The 14,760-nt window shown below is 65.3% G+C and carries 16 protein-coding genes; 13 read left to right on the top strand and 3 right to left on the bottom strand.

Annotated features, from left to right (window positions below; genetic code table 11):
* Nucleotides 1–241 precede the first annotated feature (241 nt).
* Nucleotides 242–1,741 carry an ArnT family glycosyltransferase gene (locus tag HNP55_RS06865; RefSeq protein WP_184297541.1) on the top strand — a complete coding sequence of 500 codons (1,500 nt, stop codon included), beginning with the start codon at nt 242–244 and terminating at the stop codon, nt 1,739–1,741.
* Nucleotides 1,742–1,751: 10 nt separating this feature from the next.
* Here the strand turns inward: HNP55_RS06865 and corA are convergent, their stop codons facing one another.
* Nucleotides 1,752–2,726, bottom strand: coding sequence for a magnesium/cobalt transporter CorA (corA, locus tag HNP55_RS06860; protein ID WP_184297539.1), 975 nt, complete (start codon nt 2,724–2,726; stop codon nt 1,752–1,754).
* A gap of 447 nt (nt 2,727–3,173) precedes the next feature.
* On the opposite strand from corA, the gene hpf reads away from it, so the two are divergent.
* The 3 genes from hpf to hprK all read left to right on the top strand — a co-directional run bounded on the left by hpf (nt 3,174) and on the right by hprK (nt 5,260).
* Complete coding sequence (gene hpf / locus HNP55_RS06855) at nt 3,174–3,515, top strand: ribosome hibernation-promoting factor, HPF/YfiA family (RefSeq protein ID WP_124454037.1); 342 nt, start codon at nt 3,174–3,176, stop codon at nt 3,513–3,515.
* A gap of 259 nt (nt 3,516–3,774) precedes the next feature.
* Entirely contained in the window at nt 3,775–4,245 is a 471-nt protein-coding gene (ptsN, locus tag HNP55_RS06850; RefSeq protein WP_184297537.1) for a PTS IIA-like nitrogen regulatory protein PtsN, read from the top strand.
* Nucleotides 4,246–4,294: 49 nt separating this feature from the next.
* On the top strand, nt 4,295–5,260 hold the full coding sequence (gene hprK / locus HNP55_RS06845) for an HPr(Ser) kinase/phosphatase (protein ID WP_184297535.1): 966 nt from the start codon (nt 4,295–4,297) through the stop codon (nt 5,258–5,260).
* 53 nt (nt 5,261–5,313) lie between these two features.
* Here the strand turns inward: hprK and fur are convergent, their stop codons facing one another.
* Nucleotides 5,314–5,742 (bottom strand): ferric iron uptake transcriptional regulator, encoded by a 429-nt coding sequence (gene fur, locus HNP55_RS06840; RefSeq protein ID WP_124454031.1) that lies wholly within the window; start codon nt 5,740–5,742, stop codon nt 5,314–5,316.
* A gap of 143 nt (nt 5,743–5,885) precedes the next feature.
* Here fur and HNP55_RS06835 point away from each other — a divergent pair, with 143 nt between their 5' ends.
* Genes HNP55_RS06835 through holA form a run of 7 tightly spaced genes read left to right on the top strand, consistent with a single transcriptional unit; the run spans nt 5,886 to nt 12,562 of the window.
* The gene (locus tag HNP55_RS06835) at nt 5,886–6,401 is read left to right on the top strand and encodes an outer membrane protein assembly factor BamE (protein ID WP_246448235.1); all 516 of its coding nucleotides are present in this window, start codon (nt 5,886–5,888) and stop codon (nt 6,399–6,401) included.
* Nucleotides 6,398–7,210: a 4-hydroxy-tetrahydrodipicolinate reductase gene (gene dapB, locus HNP55_RS06830; RefSeq protein ID WP_281385230.1), complete on the top strand. Its 813-nt coding sequence runs from the start codon at nt 6,398–6,400 to the stop codon at nt 7,208–7,210. The genes HNP55_RS06835 and dapB overlap by 4 nt, the downstream gene beginning before the upstream one ends.
* Nucleotides 7,210–7,860, top strand: coding sequence for a MotA/TolQ/ExbB proton channel family protein (locus tag HNP55_RS06825; protein WP_184297531.1), 651 nt, complete (start codon nt 7,210–7,212; stop codon nt 7,858–7,860). The genes dapB and HNP55_RS06825 overlap by 1 nt, the downstream gene beginning before the upstream one ends.
* Nucleotides 7,861–7,864: 4 nt before the next feature.
* Nucleotides 7,865–8,293: an ExbD/TolR family protein gene (locus HNP55_RS06820; protein ID WP_184297529.1), complete on the top strand. Its 429-nt coding sequence runs from the start codon at nt 7,865–7,867 to the stop codon at nt 8,291–8,293.
* A 48-nt stretch (nt 8,294–8,341) separates the two neighbouring features.
* Nucleotides 8,342–10,981: a leucine--tRNA ligase gene (gene leuS, locus HNP55_RS06815; protein WP_184297527.1), complete on the top strand. Its 2,640-nt coding sequence runs from the start codon at nt 8,342–8,344 to the stop codon at nt 10,979–10,981.
* Nucleotides 10,981–11,487, top strand: coding sequence for an LPS assembly lipoprotein LptE (gene lptE / locus HNP55_RS06810; RefSeq protein WP_184297525.1), 507 nt, complete (start codon nt 10,981–10,983; stop codon nt 11,485–11,487). Before leuS ends, lptE begins: the two co-directional genes overlap by 1 nt.
* Nucleotides 11,488–11,491: 4 nt before the next feature.
* Nucleotides 11,492–12,562: a DNA polymerase III subunit delta gene (gene holA / locus HNP55_RS06805; protein ID WP_184297523.1), complete on the top strand. Its 1,071-nt coding sequence runs from the start codon at nt 11,492–11,494 to the stop codon at nt 12,560–12,562.
* Nucleotides 12,563–12,581: 19 nt separating this feature from the next.
* Here the strand turns inward: holA and HNP55_RS06800 are convergent, their stop codons facing one another.
* Entirely contained in the window at nt 12,582–13,436 is an 855-nt protein-coding gene (locus HNP55_RS06800; protein WP_221439487.1) for a DUF3034 family protein, read from the bottom strand.
* A 156-nt stretch (nt 13,437–13,592) separates the two neighbouring features.
* Here HNP55_RS06800 and HNP55_RS06795 point away from each other — a divergent pair, with 156 nt between their 5' ends.
* Nucleotides 13,593–14,036, top strand: a complete 444-nt coding sequence (locus tag HNP55_RS06795; RefSeq protein WP_184297519.1) for a group I truncated hemoglobin — start codon at nt 13,593–13,595, stop codon at nt 14,034–14,036.
* A 34-nt stretch (nt 14,037–14,070) separates the two neighbouring features.
* Nucleotides 14,071–14,736, top strand: coding sequence for a methylamine utilization protein (locus HNP55_RS06790; protein WP_246448233.1), 666 nt, complete (start codon nt 14,071–14,073; stop codon nt 14,734–14,736).
* The last annotated feature ends 24 nt before the right edge of the window (nt 14,737–14,760 follow it).

Below are 14,760 nucleotides of genomic sequence, written 5' to 3'. Positions count from 1 at the left end.
TCAAAGGAAGAGATTCCGTTAGCATCAAACCGATTCCAGTCGCAAGGTCTCCCCAGCAATGGGGGTGAAATCTCCAAGCCGTTTTCCTCCTCCTCCCTCCCTCCCTCGTTGGCTTCGAGGCATCTTGCGACTACTTTTATTCCCGGGGCTTCCGTGCGCAACACGGAAGCCCTTTGCATTTGTGCCGGGGCCATTCCCCCGCAGCTTGGGTAGGATGCGCACTCACTTCGGACGGGGTCGCATGAGGGTTTTGCAACATAAATGGTGGGGTTTGGCGCTGGCCGCGCTGGTGTATTTGATTTCAATGCCCTGGCGCCCGGTGGCGCTCCCCGACGAAGGCCGCTATGTCGGCGTGGCTGCCATGATGTGGCATAGCGGCGATTGGCTGCTCCCCCAGCTCAATGGCCTGCCCTATTTCCACAAGCCGCCGCTGTTCTATTGGCTGGCCGGCCTGAGCTTCGGCCTGACCGGTGAGACCGCCATCGGCGCCCGCCTGGTTTCGTGCTTAGCTGCGCTAGGCGCCATCTTTGTGCTGTGCCAGCTGATCCGCCGGCATCTGGACAAAGCCGAAGCCCCCGCCGTCTGCGCCTGGGTGCTGATCTTCATGGTGGCCCAGCCCTTCTGGCATCTGGGCTCGCAGTTCGCCAATCTGGACATGCTGGTGGCCAGTTGCATCAGCATCGCCATCTGCGCCCTGGCCAGCCACGCCTTGCGCCCCAGCACCGGCCTGCGCACCCTGGGCTTCGCGGCCATGGCCCTGGGCGTGCTGGCCAAGGGCTTGATCGGCGTGGTGCTGCCGATGCTGGTGCTGGCCATCTGGCTATGCTGGTCGCAGGGCTGGCGGGCGGTATTCCAACTGGTTTGGCTGCGCGGCTGGGCGATCTTCCTGGCCATCAGCCTGCCCTGGTTCATCGCTATGGAGCAGCGCTACCCGGGCTTCATGCATTACTTCTTTGTTGTGCATCATTTCAAACGCTACGCCGCCGAAGGTTTCAATAACGTGATGCCGGCCTGGTTCTACCCTGGCGTCTTGCTCATCATGACCCTGCCCTGGTCGCCCGCGATTCTGTGGACCCTGGCGCAACGCCTGACGCGCACGACGCCGCTGGGCCAGCTGGGCCTGGTGTGGCTGCTGGCCATCACCGTGTTCTTCAGCCTGCCCTCGTCCAAGCTATTGGGCTATATCCTGCCGGTCGGCCCGGCCCTGGCCTTGCTGCTGGCGCCCCAGCTGGCGCGCTGGCATGCCCAGAGCAGCGGCTGGCAACGCCGCCTGCCCACCGGCCTGGCCCTGGGCGGCGCGGTGCTGACGGTGGGCATGCTGATCGGCATCGTGTGGGTGGACACCAAGAGCAACGCCCGCCTGGTGGACGGCATCCAGGCCCAGTGGCAACCGGGCGATGCCCTGGTGTTCGAGGACCAGTTCACCTTCGACGTGCCCCTGCTGCTCAAACGCGGGCAGCCCGTGCCGGTCATTCTGAACAAGCCCTTTGCTCCGCAGTTGCACGACAGCTGGCGCAAGGAAATCGTCGAGGCCGCCAAGTTCGACGGCCCCAAGGGCCGCCAGATTCTGCTCGAGCCGCAGGCCTGGCAGGCCCTGCGCTGCGCCGCGCCGCGCACCTGGATCGTCGTACCCCGGCAGGCCCAGGATGTGCTGATCCCCGAACGGGTGGGCCTGCCCGTGCTGGCCAGCAGCCCGCGCCTGGTGGCTTATCTGTGGATTGCCAAGGGGCACTGCCCCTGAACCGGCGGCCTTAACGCAACCAGCCCTTGCGGCGGAAGTAGATGAAGGGCGCGGCCACCGAGGCCAGCATCAGGCCCAGGGCGAAGGGGTAGCCCCAGGCCTGCTCCAGCTCGGGCATGAACTTGAAGTTCATGCCGTAGATGCTGGCGATCAAGGTGGGCGGCAACAAGGCCACGCTGGCCACCGAGAAGATCTTGATGATCTTGTTCTGGTTGATATTGATGAAACCCACGGTGGCGTCCATCAGGAAGTTGACCTTGTCGAACAAGAAGGCGGTGTGCGAGTCCAGCGAGTCGATATCGCGCAGAATCTGGCGCGATTCCTCGAACTGCTCGGCATTGAGCATGCGGCTGCGCATCATGAAGCTGAGCGCACGCCGTGTGTCCATCACGTTACGACGGATGCGGCCGTTCAAGTCTTCCTCGCGCGCGATGGCCGACAGCACCTCGCCGGCCTCGGTGTCATTCACGTCTTTTTTCAAGACCCGGGCGCTGACCTTCTCCAGCTTGTCGTAAATGCCTTCCAGCACATCGGCGGAATACTCGGCATCGGCGTCGTAGAGCTTGAGCAGCACGTCCTTGGCATCTTCGATCAAGGCCGGAATGCGGCGCGCACGCAGACGCAGCAGGCGGAACACCGGCAGGTCTTCCTTGTGGATGCTGAACAGGATGTTGTTGTAGAGGATGAAGGCCACCCGGACATTACGCGGAGCATCATCGTCATCGATCAAGAAGTCCGAGCGGATATGCAGCTCGCCATTGTCTTCTTCGTAGAAGCGCGCCGACTCTTCCAGGTCCTCGTCGACGATGTCTTCCGGGATCACCAGGCCGAAGCGGTCGAGGATCCAGCCCTTTTCCTGTGCGCTGGGGTCTTCCAGATCGACCCACACGGGGCGCGACTGGGCCAGGTCTTCGGCGGTTTCAATTTCTTCCTGGAACAGGCCGCCCTTCAAGCGGCCGTTATCCAGCGTGAATACATTCAGCATGCAAAAAATCTCCAGCGCAGCGGCGCCGTCTAGGAGTGGGGTTTGTCTGGGGCAACCGTCTCACTCCGGACCGGCACGGCGGCGAACCTGCGGGGTTCACGCGCGGCGCCATTGACGCGGGAGCGGACGGTCACCGAGGGTGATCGCTATCCAAGAATTTCTCCGTTGCTGGGACGCTGCGGATTATCACCTCCACGGGAGGGCCGCCAGCAAAAGTGCTGACGCTCGATTTCCGCGCCTAAATTCACAGCTCGAACAAAGCTCATCACCTATCGCCCAGGGCTGAGGGCAAAGGGCTTGTCACACGCTTGTAAGAAGAGCAAACTGGTTTCACCGATCCACTCTCAGTCCAAGGTCAGAACCCCCCAGCAATTGCTTCAATTTCGCTCTTTGCCCTTTGAATCTCGTTTTCCATTTCTCCAGATCTCCCTTGTGAAAGGAGGCTTTATGAACCTGACAATCAGTGGCCACCATTTGGAAGTTACGCCCTCTCTGCGTGAGTATGTGCTTACAAAGCTGGATCGAGTGACCCGCCATTTTGATCAAGTTGTTGATGTGAACGTTCTACTCACGGTTGAAAAGCAAAAGGAGAAGGAGCGGCGCCAAAAAGCTGAAGTGACCCTGCATGTCAAAGGACGAGACATCTTCGTGGAACAGTCCGCCGAAGACCTGTACGCCGCCATTGATTCACTGATGGACAAGCTGGATCGGCAAGTCTGCCGCCACAAGGATCGCCTGCAAGACCATCACCACGCCTCGGCCAAGCGCCTGGAAACCCCCGCGATGTGAGCCTGGCCCCGCATGTCGACAGGCGGTCTGCCTGTCGCACGGACAAGGCGACCTTTCAGGTCGCCTTTTTCTTGCCCGTTTGATGCTCTGGTTCGCCTGTGCAATACTGGCCTTGCTGCGCTGCACCATTTGCGTATTTGTGCACTTGCAGCGACGGCCAGCATCGGCAGTCCAAGCCGGCGTTTCTATAATTGCCCCCTTAAACACCGAACAAGCGCTTTGAGCAAGGCCTCCCCGCCGTACGCAGCGCTTAGACACCATGAATCGTCTCGCAGCCATCCTCCCCGCCAGCAATGTGCTGGTGCATGTGGACGCGTCCAGCAAAAAGCGGGTTTTCGAGCAAGCCGGTTTGCTGTTCGAAAACAATCACGCGATTTCCCGAGCGCTGGTGGCCGACAATCTGTTCGCGCGCGAGCGCCTGGGCTCCACCGGCCTGGGCCATGGTGTCGCCATCCCGCATGGCCGCATCAAGGGTTTGAAGAACCCTCTGGCCGCCGTGCTGCGGGTGCAACAGCCGATTGGCTTTGACGCTCCCGACGACGAGCCGGTCAGCCTGCTGATCTTTTTGCTGGTGCCGGAGGCGGCCACCCAGCGCCATCTGGAGATCCTCTCCGAGATCGCCGAAATGCTGTCGGACCGCGAGTTGCGCGAGCGCCTCAAGACCGAGCCCGAGGCCAGCGAGTTGCACCGCCTGATTGCCGACTGGGAACCGCTCAAATCCGTCGCCTGAAGCGGGCCCCGCACCGAACTCCCCCCCCAAGCCAGGACTCACCCCACCCGTGAAACCCACCTCCATCAGCGCCGACCGGCTTTTTGAAGAACACCGGGAGGCCATGCGATGGGAATGGATCGCCGGCCACGCCCACCCCGAGCGCCGCTTTGACGAGGCCGCCGTGCGCGACGCCCAGTCGGCCGCCGACCTGGTGGGTTATCTCAACTACATCCACCCCTACCGGGTGCAGATCGTCGGTCGCCGCGAGGTGGCTTATCTGAGCCAGGCCGCCGGCGAGGTGCTGGACAGCCGCATCGCCCGCATCGTCACGCTGGAGCCGCCGGTCATCATCGTGGCCGACGCCCAGACTCCGCCCGACCGCCTGGTCGCCATGTGCGACCGGGCCGAAATCCCGCTCTTCGTCACCGCCGAGTCGGCCGGCCATGTGATCGACGTGGTGCGCGCCCATCTGGCCCATCTGTTCGCCAACCGCAGCACCCGCCACGGCGTCTTCATGGACATCCTGGGCCTGGGCGTCTTGCTGACCGGCGAATCCGGCCTGGGCAAGAGCGAGCTGGGCCTGGAGCTGATCTCACGCGGCCACGGCCTGGTGGCCGACGACGCGGTAGACCTTTTCCGCATCGCCCAGACCTCCATCGAGGGCCGCTGCCCCGAGCTGCTGCTCAATCTGCTGGAAGTGCGCGGCATCGGCCTGCTGGACATCAAGGCCATCTTTGGCGAGACCGCCGTGCGCCGCAAGATGCGGCTCAAGCTGATCGTCCACCTGGTGCGCAAGGAGACGATGGAACGGGACTTCGAGCGCCTGCCCTACGAGCCCCTCTACGAGGAAGTGCTGGGCATGCCGGTGCGCAAGGTCATCATCGCCGTGGACGCCGGCCGCAATCTGGCCGTGCTGGTGGAGGCCGCCGTGCGCAACACCGTCTTGCAATTGCGCGGCATCGATACCTACCGCGAGTTCGTCGAGCGCCACCAACGCGCCATCGAATCCGGCCAGCACGACGACGACAACTGATCGCCGCTGATCAACGGCCCGCCACCCTCCCGGGTGCCGGGCTCGCGCTGGCCTTATTTACCGCGGTGCTCGCAGTCCTTCTTGACGCAGCTGGCGTACAAGGCCAGGGAATGCTCTTGCAGCTCAAAGCCGCGCTGCAGGGCGATGACGTGCTGGCGCTCCTCGATCTCGGGATCAAAGAACTCTTCCACCCGGCCACAAGTCAGGCAGACCAGATGGTCGTGGTGATGGCCCTCGTTGAGTTCGAACACCGATTTACCGGATTCGAAGTGATTGCGTGACAGCAGGCCCGCCTGCTCGAACTGCGTCAGCACACGGTAGACCGTGGCCAGGCCGATATCGGCGTCCTCGGTCAGCAAGGCCTTGTAAACGTCCTCGGCCGTCATGTGGCGCTGCGCCGTCTTCTGGAAAATCTCCAGAATCTTGATACGGGGCAGCGTGGCCTTGAGGCCGCTGTTTTTGATCTCTTCGGTGCGGTTCATGTGTCCATTCGGGTCGGCGCAAGCCGCACTGGGCCTGCCGCTAGAATGGCCCAATCATAGCCAGCTTGGCGCTTTTTTGGCGGCCAGGCCCACACAAGCCCCCAATGCGTCCCAACCTTTGCTCATCTACTCCTACTCGTCTGTTGAGTCTGCTCGCACTGGCGGGCGCCACGACCGGCTGCTCCTACCTTCCCTCGGTCAGTGGTGACAAGGTGCTGGGCATCGTGACGCCCTATCGCTTGGAAGTAGTGCAGGGCAATGTGCTGACCAAGGAATTGGTGGCCCGCGTCAAACCCGGTATGCCGCGCGCCCAGGTGCGCGACCTGCTGGGCTCGCCCCTGCTGACCGACATCTTCCATCAAGACCGTTGGGACTATGTCTTCACCATCCGCCGCCAAGGCGCCGAGCCGCAAAAGCGCCAGGTCGTGGCCTGGTTCGAGGGCGAGCGCCTGAAATCGCTGGAGGTGCCGGACGATTTGCCCACCGAAAACGAATTCGTGGCCGCCATCAACACCCGCTCCAAGCGCGGCGAACTGCCCAAACTGGAGCTGAGCGAGGCCGAACGCAAGGCCTTGCCCCTACCGCCCAAACGTGAAGCGCCGGCCGCCGAGGCCATGGGCGTGCAGCGCAACTACCCCCCGTTGGAGAGCAAGCCTTGAGCGCCTCGCCTGTGAAGATTGCCATCGCCGGCAGCTCCGGCCGCATGGGCCGCATGCTGATTGAAGCGGTGCTGAACGCGCCCGACTGCCAACTCAGCGGTGCCCTCGATCAGCCAAGCAGCCCGGCCCTGGGCAGCGACCCGGCGGCCTTTTTGGGCAAGAGCAGCGGCCTGACCATCACGGCCGATCTGCGCCAAGGCCTGGCCGGTGCCGATGTCTTGATCGACTTCACACGCCCCGAAGGCACGCTGGCCCATCTGGCCGTCTGTGCCGAACTCGGCGTCAAGGTGGTGATCGGCACCACTGGCTTCGACGCCCAGCAAAAAGCCCAGATCGGCAGCCATGCCGCCCGCACCGGCGTGATGATGGCGCCCAATATGAGCGTCGGGGTCAATGTGGTGCTGGGCCTGCTGGACCGCGCCGCCCGCGCGCTGAGCGAAGGGTTTGACATCGAAATCATCGAAGCCCACCACCGCCACAAGGTCGACGCCCCTAGCGGCACGGCCCTGGCCATGGGCGAAGCCGTGGCTCAGGCCCTGGGCCGTGACCTGAAGACCTGCGCGGTTTACGGCCGCGAAGGCGTCACCGGCGAACGCGATCCCTCCACCATCGGCTTTGCCACCGTGCGCGGCGGCGACATCATCGGCGACCACACGGTGCTGTTTGCCGGCATTGGCGAGCGCATCGAGATTAGCCACAAAGCCAGCAGCCGCGCCACCTTCGCCCAGGGCAGCTTGCGCGCCGCGCGCTTCCTGGCCACACAGGCGCCCGGCCTCTACGATATGAACGACGTGCTGGGCTTGCGCTGATGACGGGCTTCGCCGAGCTGTGGGCCCTGGGCGACGCGGTCTCGCGCGGTGTCGCCCTCTTGCTGCTACTGATGTCCGTCAGCGCCTGGGTGGTGATCCTCTGGAAGGGCTGGGTGCTGCAGCGCGCCCGCCGCAGCATCGCTCGCGCCCTGCCCGCCTTCTGGGCCGCCGCCAATCTGGAGGAGGGCCGCAACGCCCTGCAGAATTTCGACCAGGAGCAGGTCTTGCTGCCCCTGCTGGAGGCCGCCACGGCCAACACCACGGCGGGCACGCTGGAAGCCTCAGGCCGGCAAGAGTCGCGCCTGACCCGCCGCCTGCGCGACGCCTTGCACCAGGTGCTGCAGCATCTGCAGCAGGGTCAGGTCTTGCTGGCCTCCATCGGCAGCATCGCGCCCTTTGTGGGCCTGTTCGGCACCGTCTGGGGCATCTACCACGCCCTGGTCAATCTGAGCGCCGGCGGCAGCATCACGATCGAAAAGATCGCCGGCCCGGTGGGCGAGGCCTTGATCATGACGGCGGCCGGCCTGGCCGTGGCCATCCCGGCCGTGCTGGCCTACAACATCTTCGGCAAGCGCGTGGGCGCCTGTGAGGCCGAGCTGGAAGGCTTTGCCCACGATCTGCGCGAGATGCTGGATCAGCAAAAAGGCTAGGGTCATGGCTTTCGGCCGACTGGAGCGCACGGAAAAACCCAAGCCCATGGGTGAGATCAATATGACGCCGCTGATCGACGTCATGTTGGTGCTGCTGGTGATCTTCATGATTGCCGCGCCGCTGATGACGTCCTCCCTGCATCTGGACCTGCCCAAGAGCGAGGCCGCCCGTCCCTCGGAAGCGCCCCAATTCATCGCCATCGGCCTGCAGCCCGATGGCAGCCTGTGGCTGGGCGAAGCAAGGCTGGACAAGCGGCAGCTGCAACAACGCTTGATGGAGCTGGGCAAGGCCAGGCCCGAGCTGGAGGTCCAGTTGCGCGCCGATCGCAGCGTGCCCTACGGTCAGGTGGCCGAGCTGATAGGCTGGTGCCAGAGCGCGGGCCTGAGCCGCATCGCCTTTGTGGCCGAAAGCGTCGCTACCAGCCCACCCTGAGACGGCGTTCGGCGGGGGCAGCTTGCGAGCAGCCCTACAATTTGGCGCATGAACGAAAAGTACGCCCCGAACGAGATCGAAGCCGCTGCGCGCGAGTATTGGAATTCCCGCGACGCCTACCGCGTGGTCGAAGACCAGAACAAGCCAAAGTTCTACGCCTGCTCCATGCTGCCCTACCCCAGCGGCAAGCTGCATATGGGCCATGTGCGCAATTACACGATCAACGACATGCTCACGCGCCAGCTGCGCATGAAGGGCTACAACGTGCTGATGCCCATGGGCTGGGACGCCTTTGGCCTGCCGGCGGAGAACGCGGCCATGGACAAAAACGTCGCCCCCGCCCAATGGACGCGCGACAACATCGCCGATATGAAGGCGCAGATGCAACCGCTGGGCCTGGCCTTTGACTGGACCCGCGAAGTCGCCACCTGCGACGCCAGCTATTACAAGTGGAACCAATGGTTCTTCCTGAAGATGCTGGAAAAAGGCGTGGTCTACAAAAAAACCCAGGTGGTGAACTGGGATCCGATCGACCAAACCGTGCTGGCCAATGAGCAGGTGGTGGACGGCCGCGGCTGGCGCTCCGGCGCCCTGGTGGAAAAGCGCGAAATCCCCGGCTACTACTTCGCCATCACTCAGTACGCCGACGAGTTGCTGGCCAATGTGGCCGACCCCGAGGCTCCCGGCTACCTGAGCGGCTGGCCCGAGCGCGTGCGCCTGATGCAGGAGCACTGGATCGGCAAGAGCGAGGGGGTGCGCTTTGCCTTCCCGCATTCGATCACTAACGCCGCCGGCGAGCTGATCCAGGACGGCCGGCTGTTTGTGTTCACGACGCGTGCCGACACCATCATGGGCGTGACCTTCTGCGCCGTGGCACCGGAGCACCCGCTGGCCGCCCATGCCGCAGCCGGCAACCCGACCCTGCAAGCCTTCATCGAAGAATGCAAGGCCGGCGGCACCACCGAGGCCGAGCTGGCCACGCAGGAAAAGAAGGGCCAGCGCACCGGCCTCTTCGTCACCCACCCGCTGACCGGCGCCCAGGTCGAGGTCTGGGTCGGCAACTATGTGCTGATGAGTTATGGCGACGGCGCCGTGATGGGCGTGCCCGCGCACGACGAACGCGACTTCGCCTTTGCCAAGAAGTACGGCATCGCGATCCAGCAAGTGATTGGCGTCGAAGGCGAAACCTTCAGCCTGGGCGCCTGGGCCGACTGGTACGGAGACAAGCAGCGCGCAGTCTGCATCAACTCGGGCGAGCTGGACGGACTGCCGCATAAAGAAGCCGTCAGCAAGGTCGCCGAATTGATTGGCGCCAAGGGCCTGGGCGAGAAGAAAACCACCTGGCGCCTGCGCGACTGGGGCATCAGCCGCCAGCGCTACTGGGGCACGCCCATCCCCATCATCCACTGCCCGGATTGCGGCTCGGTGCCCGTGCCCGAACAAGACCTGCCCGTGGTGCTGCCGGAGGATTTGATCCCCGACGGCTCCGGCAATCCGCTGAAGAAATGCGCGTCCTTCCTGAACGTGGCCTGCCCCAGCTGCGGCAAACCCGCCCAGCGTGAGACGGACACCATGGACACCTTTGTGGACAGCGCCTGGTACTACATGCGCTACACCTGCCCGGACGCGACTGACTCCATGGTCGACGCCCGCAACGACTACTGGTCGCCCATGGACCAGTACATCGGCGGCATCGAACACGCGGTGCTGCACCTGCTGTACGCCCGCTTCTGGACCAAGGCCATGCGCGACATCGGCCTGGTCAAGTTCGACGAGCCCTTCACCAAGCTGTTCACCCAAGGCATGTTGCTGAACGAGAGCTTCTACCGCGAAGACGCCTCGGGCAAGAAGCGCTGGTTCTATCCCAGCGAGGTGAATGTGCAGTTCGACGACAAGGGTCACCCCATCGGTGCCACGGCCAAGGACGATGGCTTGCCCGTGACCCTGGGCGGCATCGAGAAGATGTCCAAGTCCAAGAACAATGTGGTCGAGCCGCGCGACATCATCGAGAAGTTCGGCGCCGACACGGCCCGCCTGTTCACCATGTTCGCCGGCCCACCGGACCAAAGCGCGGCCTGGTCGGACAGCGGTGCCGAGGGCGCTTACCGTTATCTGCGCCGCCTCTGGGCATTTGGCCTCAAGCATCAGTCCAGCATCCAGGCGGCAGGCACAGGCTTCGAGGGCCAGAGCACGGCCGCCCAGGATCTGCGCCGCGAGGTGCACAAGCTTTTGGGCCAGATCAGCAGCGACTACCAGCGCCTGCAGTACAACACCGTGGTCTCGGGTGCGATGAAGCTGCTCAACGCCCTGGAGGACGCCAAGCTGCAAGCCGGTGACGCGGCAGCTCTGCGCGAAGGCACGGGCATTCTGCTGCGTGCCCTCTACCCGGTGGCCCCGCACATCACCCACGGCCTGTGGCAGGCCCTGGGCTTTGAGGCCCAGTTCGGCGACCTGCTCGACGCCCCCTGGCCTTTGGTCGACGAAGCGGCCCTGGTGCAGGACGAGATCGAGCTGATGCTGCAGGTCAATGGCAAGCTGCGCGGCGCCATCAAGGTGGCCGCCGGCGCGGACAAGGCCGCCATCGAAGCCGCCGCCCTGGCCAACGAGGAATGCATCAAGTTCAGCGAAGGCCGCGCGCCCAAAAAAGTCATCGTCGTGCCGGGCCGCCTGGTCAACGTGGTGGTCTGATGCGCGCACGCCGCCAGCTCCTGCTCGCCGGCCTGGCCGCACCGCTCGCCGTCGCGCTGGCGGCCTGCGGCTTCCAGCCCCGGCGCGAGCCGGAGCTGCTGTTCCAGAGCATTGCGCTGACCGGCTTCGCGCCGGGCTCGCCCCTGGCCGCGGAGCTGCGCCGCCAACTGGCGCGCACCCCCGTCAAGCTGGTGGAAGACCCCAACCGTGCCGAGCTGGTGCTGGAGGCGCTGCTGGACGAGCGCGACAAGACCTCGGTCGTGACCACCACGGCCGGCCAGGTCCGCGAGTGGCAGTTGCGCGTCAAGCTGGACTTCCTGTTGCGCACGCCGAGCGGCGAAATCCTGCTGCCCAATACCCAGCTGCGCATGTCGCGCGATATGAACACCAGCGAAAGCGCCGCCCTGGCCAAGGAGCAGGAAGAAGCCCAGCTCTACCGCGCCATGCAGTCCGATGTGGTGAACCAGTTGCTGCGCCGCCTGGCCGCCGTGCGCCTGCCCGCCTGAACCCATGCAAATCCGCGCCGACGCTCTTGCGCAGCAGCTCTCCAAAGCCCTGCGCCCCATCTACACCGTGTACGGCGACGAGGCCTTGCTGGCCCAGGAGGCGGCCGACGCCATCCGCGCCGCCGCACGCGCCCAGGGCTATGGCGAACGCAAGGTCTTCACCGTCGCGGGCGCCTACTTCGACTGGGGGCCGGTGCTGGGCGCGGCCCAGGCCATGAGCTTGTTTGCCGAGCGCCAGTTCATCGAGATCCGCATCCCCTCCGGCAAGCCCGGCAAGGACGGTTCCGAGGCCTTGCAGCGTTACTGCGAGCATCTGCCCGAGGACGTGGTCACCCTGGTCACCCTGCCACGCCTGGACAAGACCCAGCTCAACAGCGCCTGGTTCCTGGCCCTGGACGGCGCCGGTGCCACCCTGCGCGTGGACCCGGTGGAGCGCCGCGCCCTGCCGCAGTGGATCGCCCAGCGCCTGCTGGCCCAAGGCCAGCGCGTGGCCGAGGGCGAGGAAGGCCAGCGCACCCTGGCCTTTTTTGCCGACCGGGTGGAGGGCAATCTGCTCGCCGCCCACCAGGAGCTGCAAAAACTGGCCCTGCTGCACCCCCAGGGCGAGCTGAGCCTGGCGCAGATCGAGGCGGCGGTCTTGAATGTGGCGCGCTACGACGTGTTCAAGCTCAGCGAATCGGTGCTGGGCGGCCAGGTCGCCCGCGTGCTGCGCATGCTGGACGGCCTGGAGGCCGAGGGCGAGGCCGCCGTGCTGGTGCACTGGGCGCTGGCCGAAGACATCCGCGCCCTCAAGCGCGTGCGCGATGCGGTGGACGGCGGCAAGCCCCTGCCCATGGCCTTGCGCGAGGCACGCGTCTGGGGCCCCAAGGAGCGCTTGTTCGAGCGCATCGTGCCGGGCTTGCACGCCGCCGATTTGACCCGTTTGGTGCAAGCCGCCCAGGTCTGCGACGGCCTGGTCAAAGGCCTGCGCCACCCCGACTGGCCCAGCGAGCCCTGGGCCGGCCTGCGCCGCCTGGCCCTGATGCTGGTGCAGGCCACGGCACCACGCGCACCGCGCCTGGCTTTGCAGGGATAAGGGCCGTCACACCAAGCGCTCAAAACTGCGCCTGCAGCGACAGATAGCTGCTGCGCTGCGCCTTTTTATCGGCGATCTGGCCCAGGTCCAGATAGGCCAGGGTCAGATTGAGATTGGCGCAAGGCCACCAGCTCAGGAACAAATCCCAGGCCCGGGTCTCGGGGGCGGCGCCGAGCAGGCTGGGCTTGTCGCGCCACTCCAGGCCCAGGCCCAGGTTGTCGCGCGGCAGCAGCACCAGCGAGGCCTCGGCCTGGCCGCGCAAGGCATCACCGCGCTCGCCGCCAAAGCCCAGCAAGCCCATCTGATTGGCGCGCGTGCCGCGCAGCGTCAGATTGCCCAGCAGATTGAAGCCCCCGGCCGCGCCCAGCCACAGCTTGCTGAAGCTGATGTATGGCTCGGTATCGCTGGCGCGCAGGGCACCCAGCAGCTCGGGCACCTGCATGCGGCGGTTGCGCTTGTGCTGCAAGCCCAGAGCGATCTGCGGCCAGGGGCGGTCGGCATCAAACACCGCGTCGCCGAAGACGCGCCACTTCAGGCCGAACACATCGAGGCCCAAGCTCTGGCCCGGCACCGTGTCCGACAAGCCAAAGCGCCAGCGCGCCGCCGACAACTCCACGCTGTCGTACAGGCCCAGGGCCACGCCGCCGGCCTCCAGCACATAGCCGCCGCGGGTCTGCACCCGCGTGGCAAAGGCCGAGGCGCCGATCTCATCGCGGCTCCCGCCACCCGCGATCAAGGCCCAGGGGCTCAGGCCACCACCGGCCGCACCTTCCACCTGGCTCACACCCGAGCTGGCCAGCAGCTTGTTGCCGGCCCGGGCCGGGCCCACGCCCAGGCTCAGCAACAGGGCCAAGGCCAGGGTCAAGGCGAGCAATGGGCGGGGGCGCAGGGGGTGGGGCATGGGAATCAGCGACTCAAGTCGGCGGCTAGAAGGGTCGATATGCAAGGGCGAGGGAACAGCCTGACTGGTCTTCGGCCAAACACCAGGGCGCCTGAAGCAAGAATTGACGAAACACCTGCCCACCCGCCCATGCAAATCCTCTGCCCTCGTCGAACGAACGCCCTGATCCTCGGCCTCGGCCTGCTCGCGCTCGGCGCCTGCACCAGCCCGCCCACGGCCACGCTCTACCAGGGTCTGGGTGGCGAAGCGGGCATCGCCCAGCTGGTCTCGCGCACCCTGGATCGCAGCGCCAGCGACGCACGCACCCGCCGCAGTTTTGAGGGCATCAAGCTGAGCGCCATCAAGGCCAGCCTGGCCCAGCAGATCTGCGCCCTCAGCGACGGCCCCTGTGTCTACGAAGGCGAGACCATGGCGCGTTCGCACCAAGACGCCAAGATCAGGGCCAGCGAGTTCGACGCCCTGGTCGGCATGCTGCGCGAAGAGCTGGACGCGGCCGGCGTGTCGGCCGCCGCGAAAAACGAGCTCCTGCGCCGGCTGGCACCGATGAAGCGGGATATCGTTGCAGCCGATTGATTCGCCCCCAACGCAAACACCTGAAAGGCCGGCCATGCACGCAAAAGCGCCCCATCACCGCCGGCCCAGCGGGTGGCTCGCCGGTCCGGGCCTCGGTCTGCGGCTGAACCTGTGGCTGAGCTTGCCGCTGGGCTTGCTCGGCCACAGCGCCCAGGCCCTGCCCTGGAGCGTGCAGGTGCTCGACGCCAAGGGCCAGCCCCTGGCCAATGCCGTCATCGCCGTCGAACTGAAAGGCCAGCCCAAGCACCTGCCCAGCGGCAGCAAGACCCAGGCCCAGATGGAGCAGCGCAGCCGCCAGTTCCAGCCCTTTGTGCTGGTGGTGCAAACCGGCACGGCGGTCAACTTCCCTAACTTCGACACGGTGCGCCACCATGTCTACTCCTTCTCGGCGGCCAAGAAGTTCGACGTCAAGCTCTACGCCGGCACGCCGGCCGAGCCCGTCGTGTTTGACAAGCCCGGCGTGGCCACCCTGGGCTGCAATATCCACGACAGCATGAGCGCCCATGTGGTGGTGGTGGACACCCCGCTATTCGGCAAGACCGATGCCAGCGGCCTGCTCAAGCTGGACCTGCCCGCTGGCGAGCATGTCTTGCGTTACTGGCACCCCGGCTTCAAGCAGCCGCAGCTGCGCGAGCAAGCGCTGAGCCTGAGCGGCAGCGGCAATAATCGGCTGGAACTCAGCCTGAACCTGGAGCGCTGAGCGTGCGCCTCAGGCCCTCTTGCC

It is taken from the genome of Roseateles oligotrophus (assembly GCF_014204525.1).
GTDB classification, from domain to species: domain Bacteria; phylum Pseudomonadota; class Gammaproteobacteria; order Burkholderiales; family Burkholderiaceae_C; genus Paucibacter_A; species Paucibacter_A oligotrophus_A.
This window is presented reverse-complemented; position numbering and strand designations above follow the sequence as displayed.

What these genes read in the sequence shown, in the direction of transcription:
- HNP55_RS06865 (WP_184297541.1), top strand. Translation starts at nt 242, where the DNA reads ATGAGGGTTTTGCAACATAAATGGTGGGGTTTGGCGCTGGCCGCGCTG.
- corA (WP_184297539.1), bottom strand. Translation starts at nt 2,726, where the DNA reads ATGCTGAATGTATTCACGCTGGATAACGGCCGCTTGAAGGGCGGCCTG.
- hpf (WP_124454037.1), top strand. Translation starts at nt 3,174, where the DNA reads ATGAACCTGACAATCAGTGGCCACCATTTGGAAGTTACGCCCTCTCTG.
- ptsN (WP_184297537.1), top strand. Translation starts at nt 3,775, where the DNA reads ATGAATCGTCTCGCAGCCATCCTCCCCGCCAGCAATGTGCTGGTGCAT.
- fur (WP_124454031.1), bottom strand. Translation starts at nt 5,742, where the DNA reads ATGAACCGCACCGAAGAGATCAAAAACAGCGGCCTCAAGGCCACGCTG.
- HNP55_RS06825 (WP_184297531.1), top strand. Translation starts at nt 7,210, where the DNA reads ATGACGGGCTTCGCCGAGCTGTGGGCCCTGGGCGACGCGGTCTCGCGC.
- HNP55_RS06820 (WP_184297529.1), top strand. Translation starts at nt 7,865, where the DNA reads ATGGCTTTCGGCCGACTGGAGCGCACGGAAAAACCCAAGCCCATGGGT.
- leuS (WP_184297527.1), top strand. Translation starts at nt 8,342, where the DNA reads ATGAACGAAAAGTACGCCCCGAACGAGATCGAAGCCGCTGCGCGCGAG.
- lptE (WP_184297525.1), top strand. Translation starts at nt 10,981, where the DNA reads ATGCGCGCACGCCGCCAGCTCCTGCTCGCCGGCCTGGCCGCACCGCTC.
- holA (WP_184297523.1), top strand. Translation starts at nt 11,492, where the DNA reads ATGCAAATCCGCGCCGACGCTCTTGCGCAGCAGCTCTCCAAAGCCCTG.
- HNP55_RS06795 (WP_184297519.1), top strand. Translation starts at nt 13,593, where the DNA reads ATGCAAATCCTCTGCCCTCGTCGAACGAACGCCCTGATCCTCGGCCTC.
- HNP55_RS06790 (WP_246448233.1), top strand. Translation starts at nt 14,071, where the DNA reads ATGCACGCAAAAGCGCCCCATCACCGCCGGCCCAGCGGGTGGCTCGCC.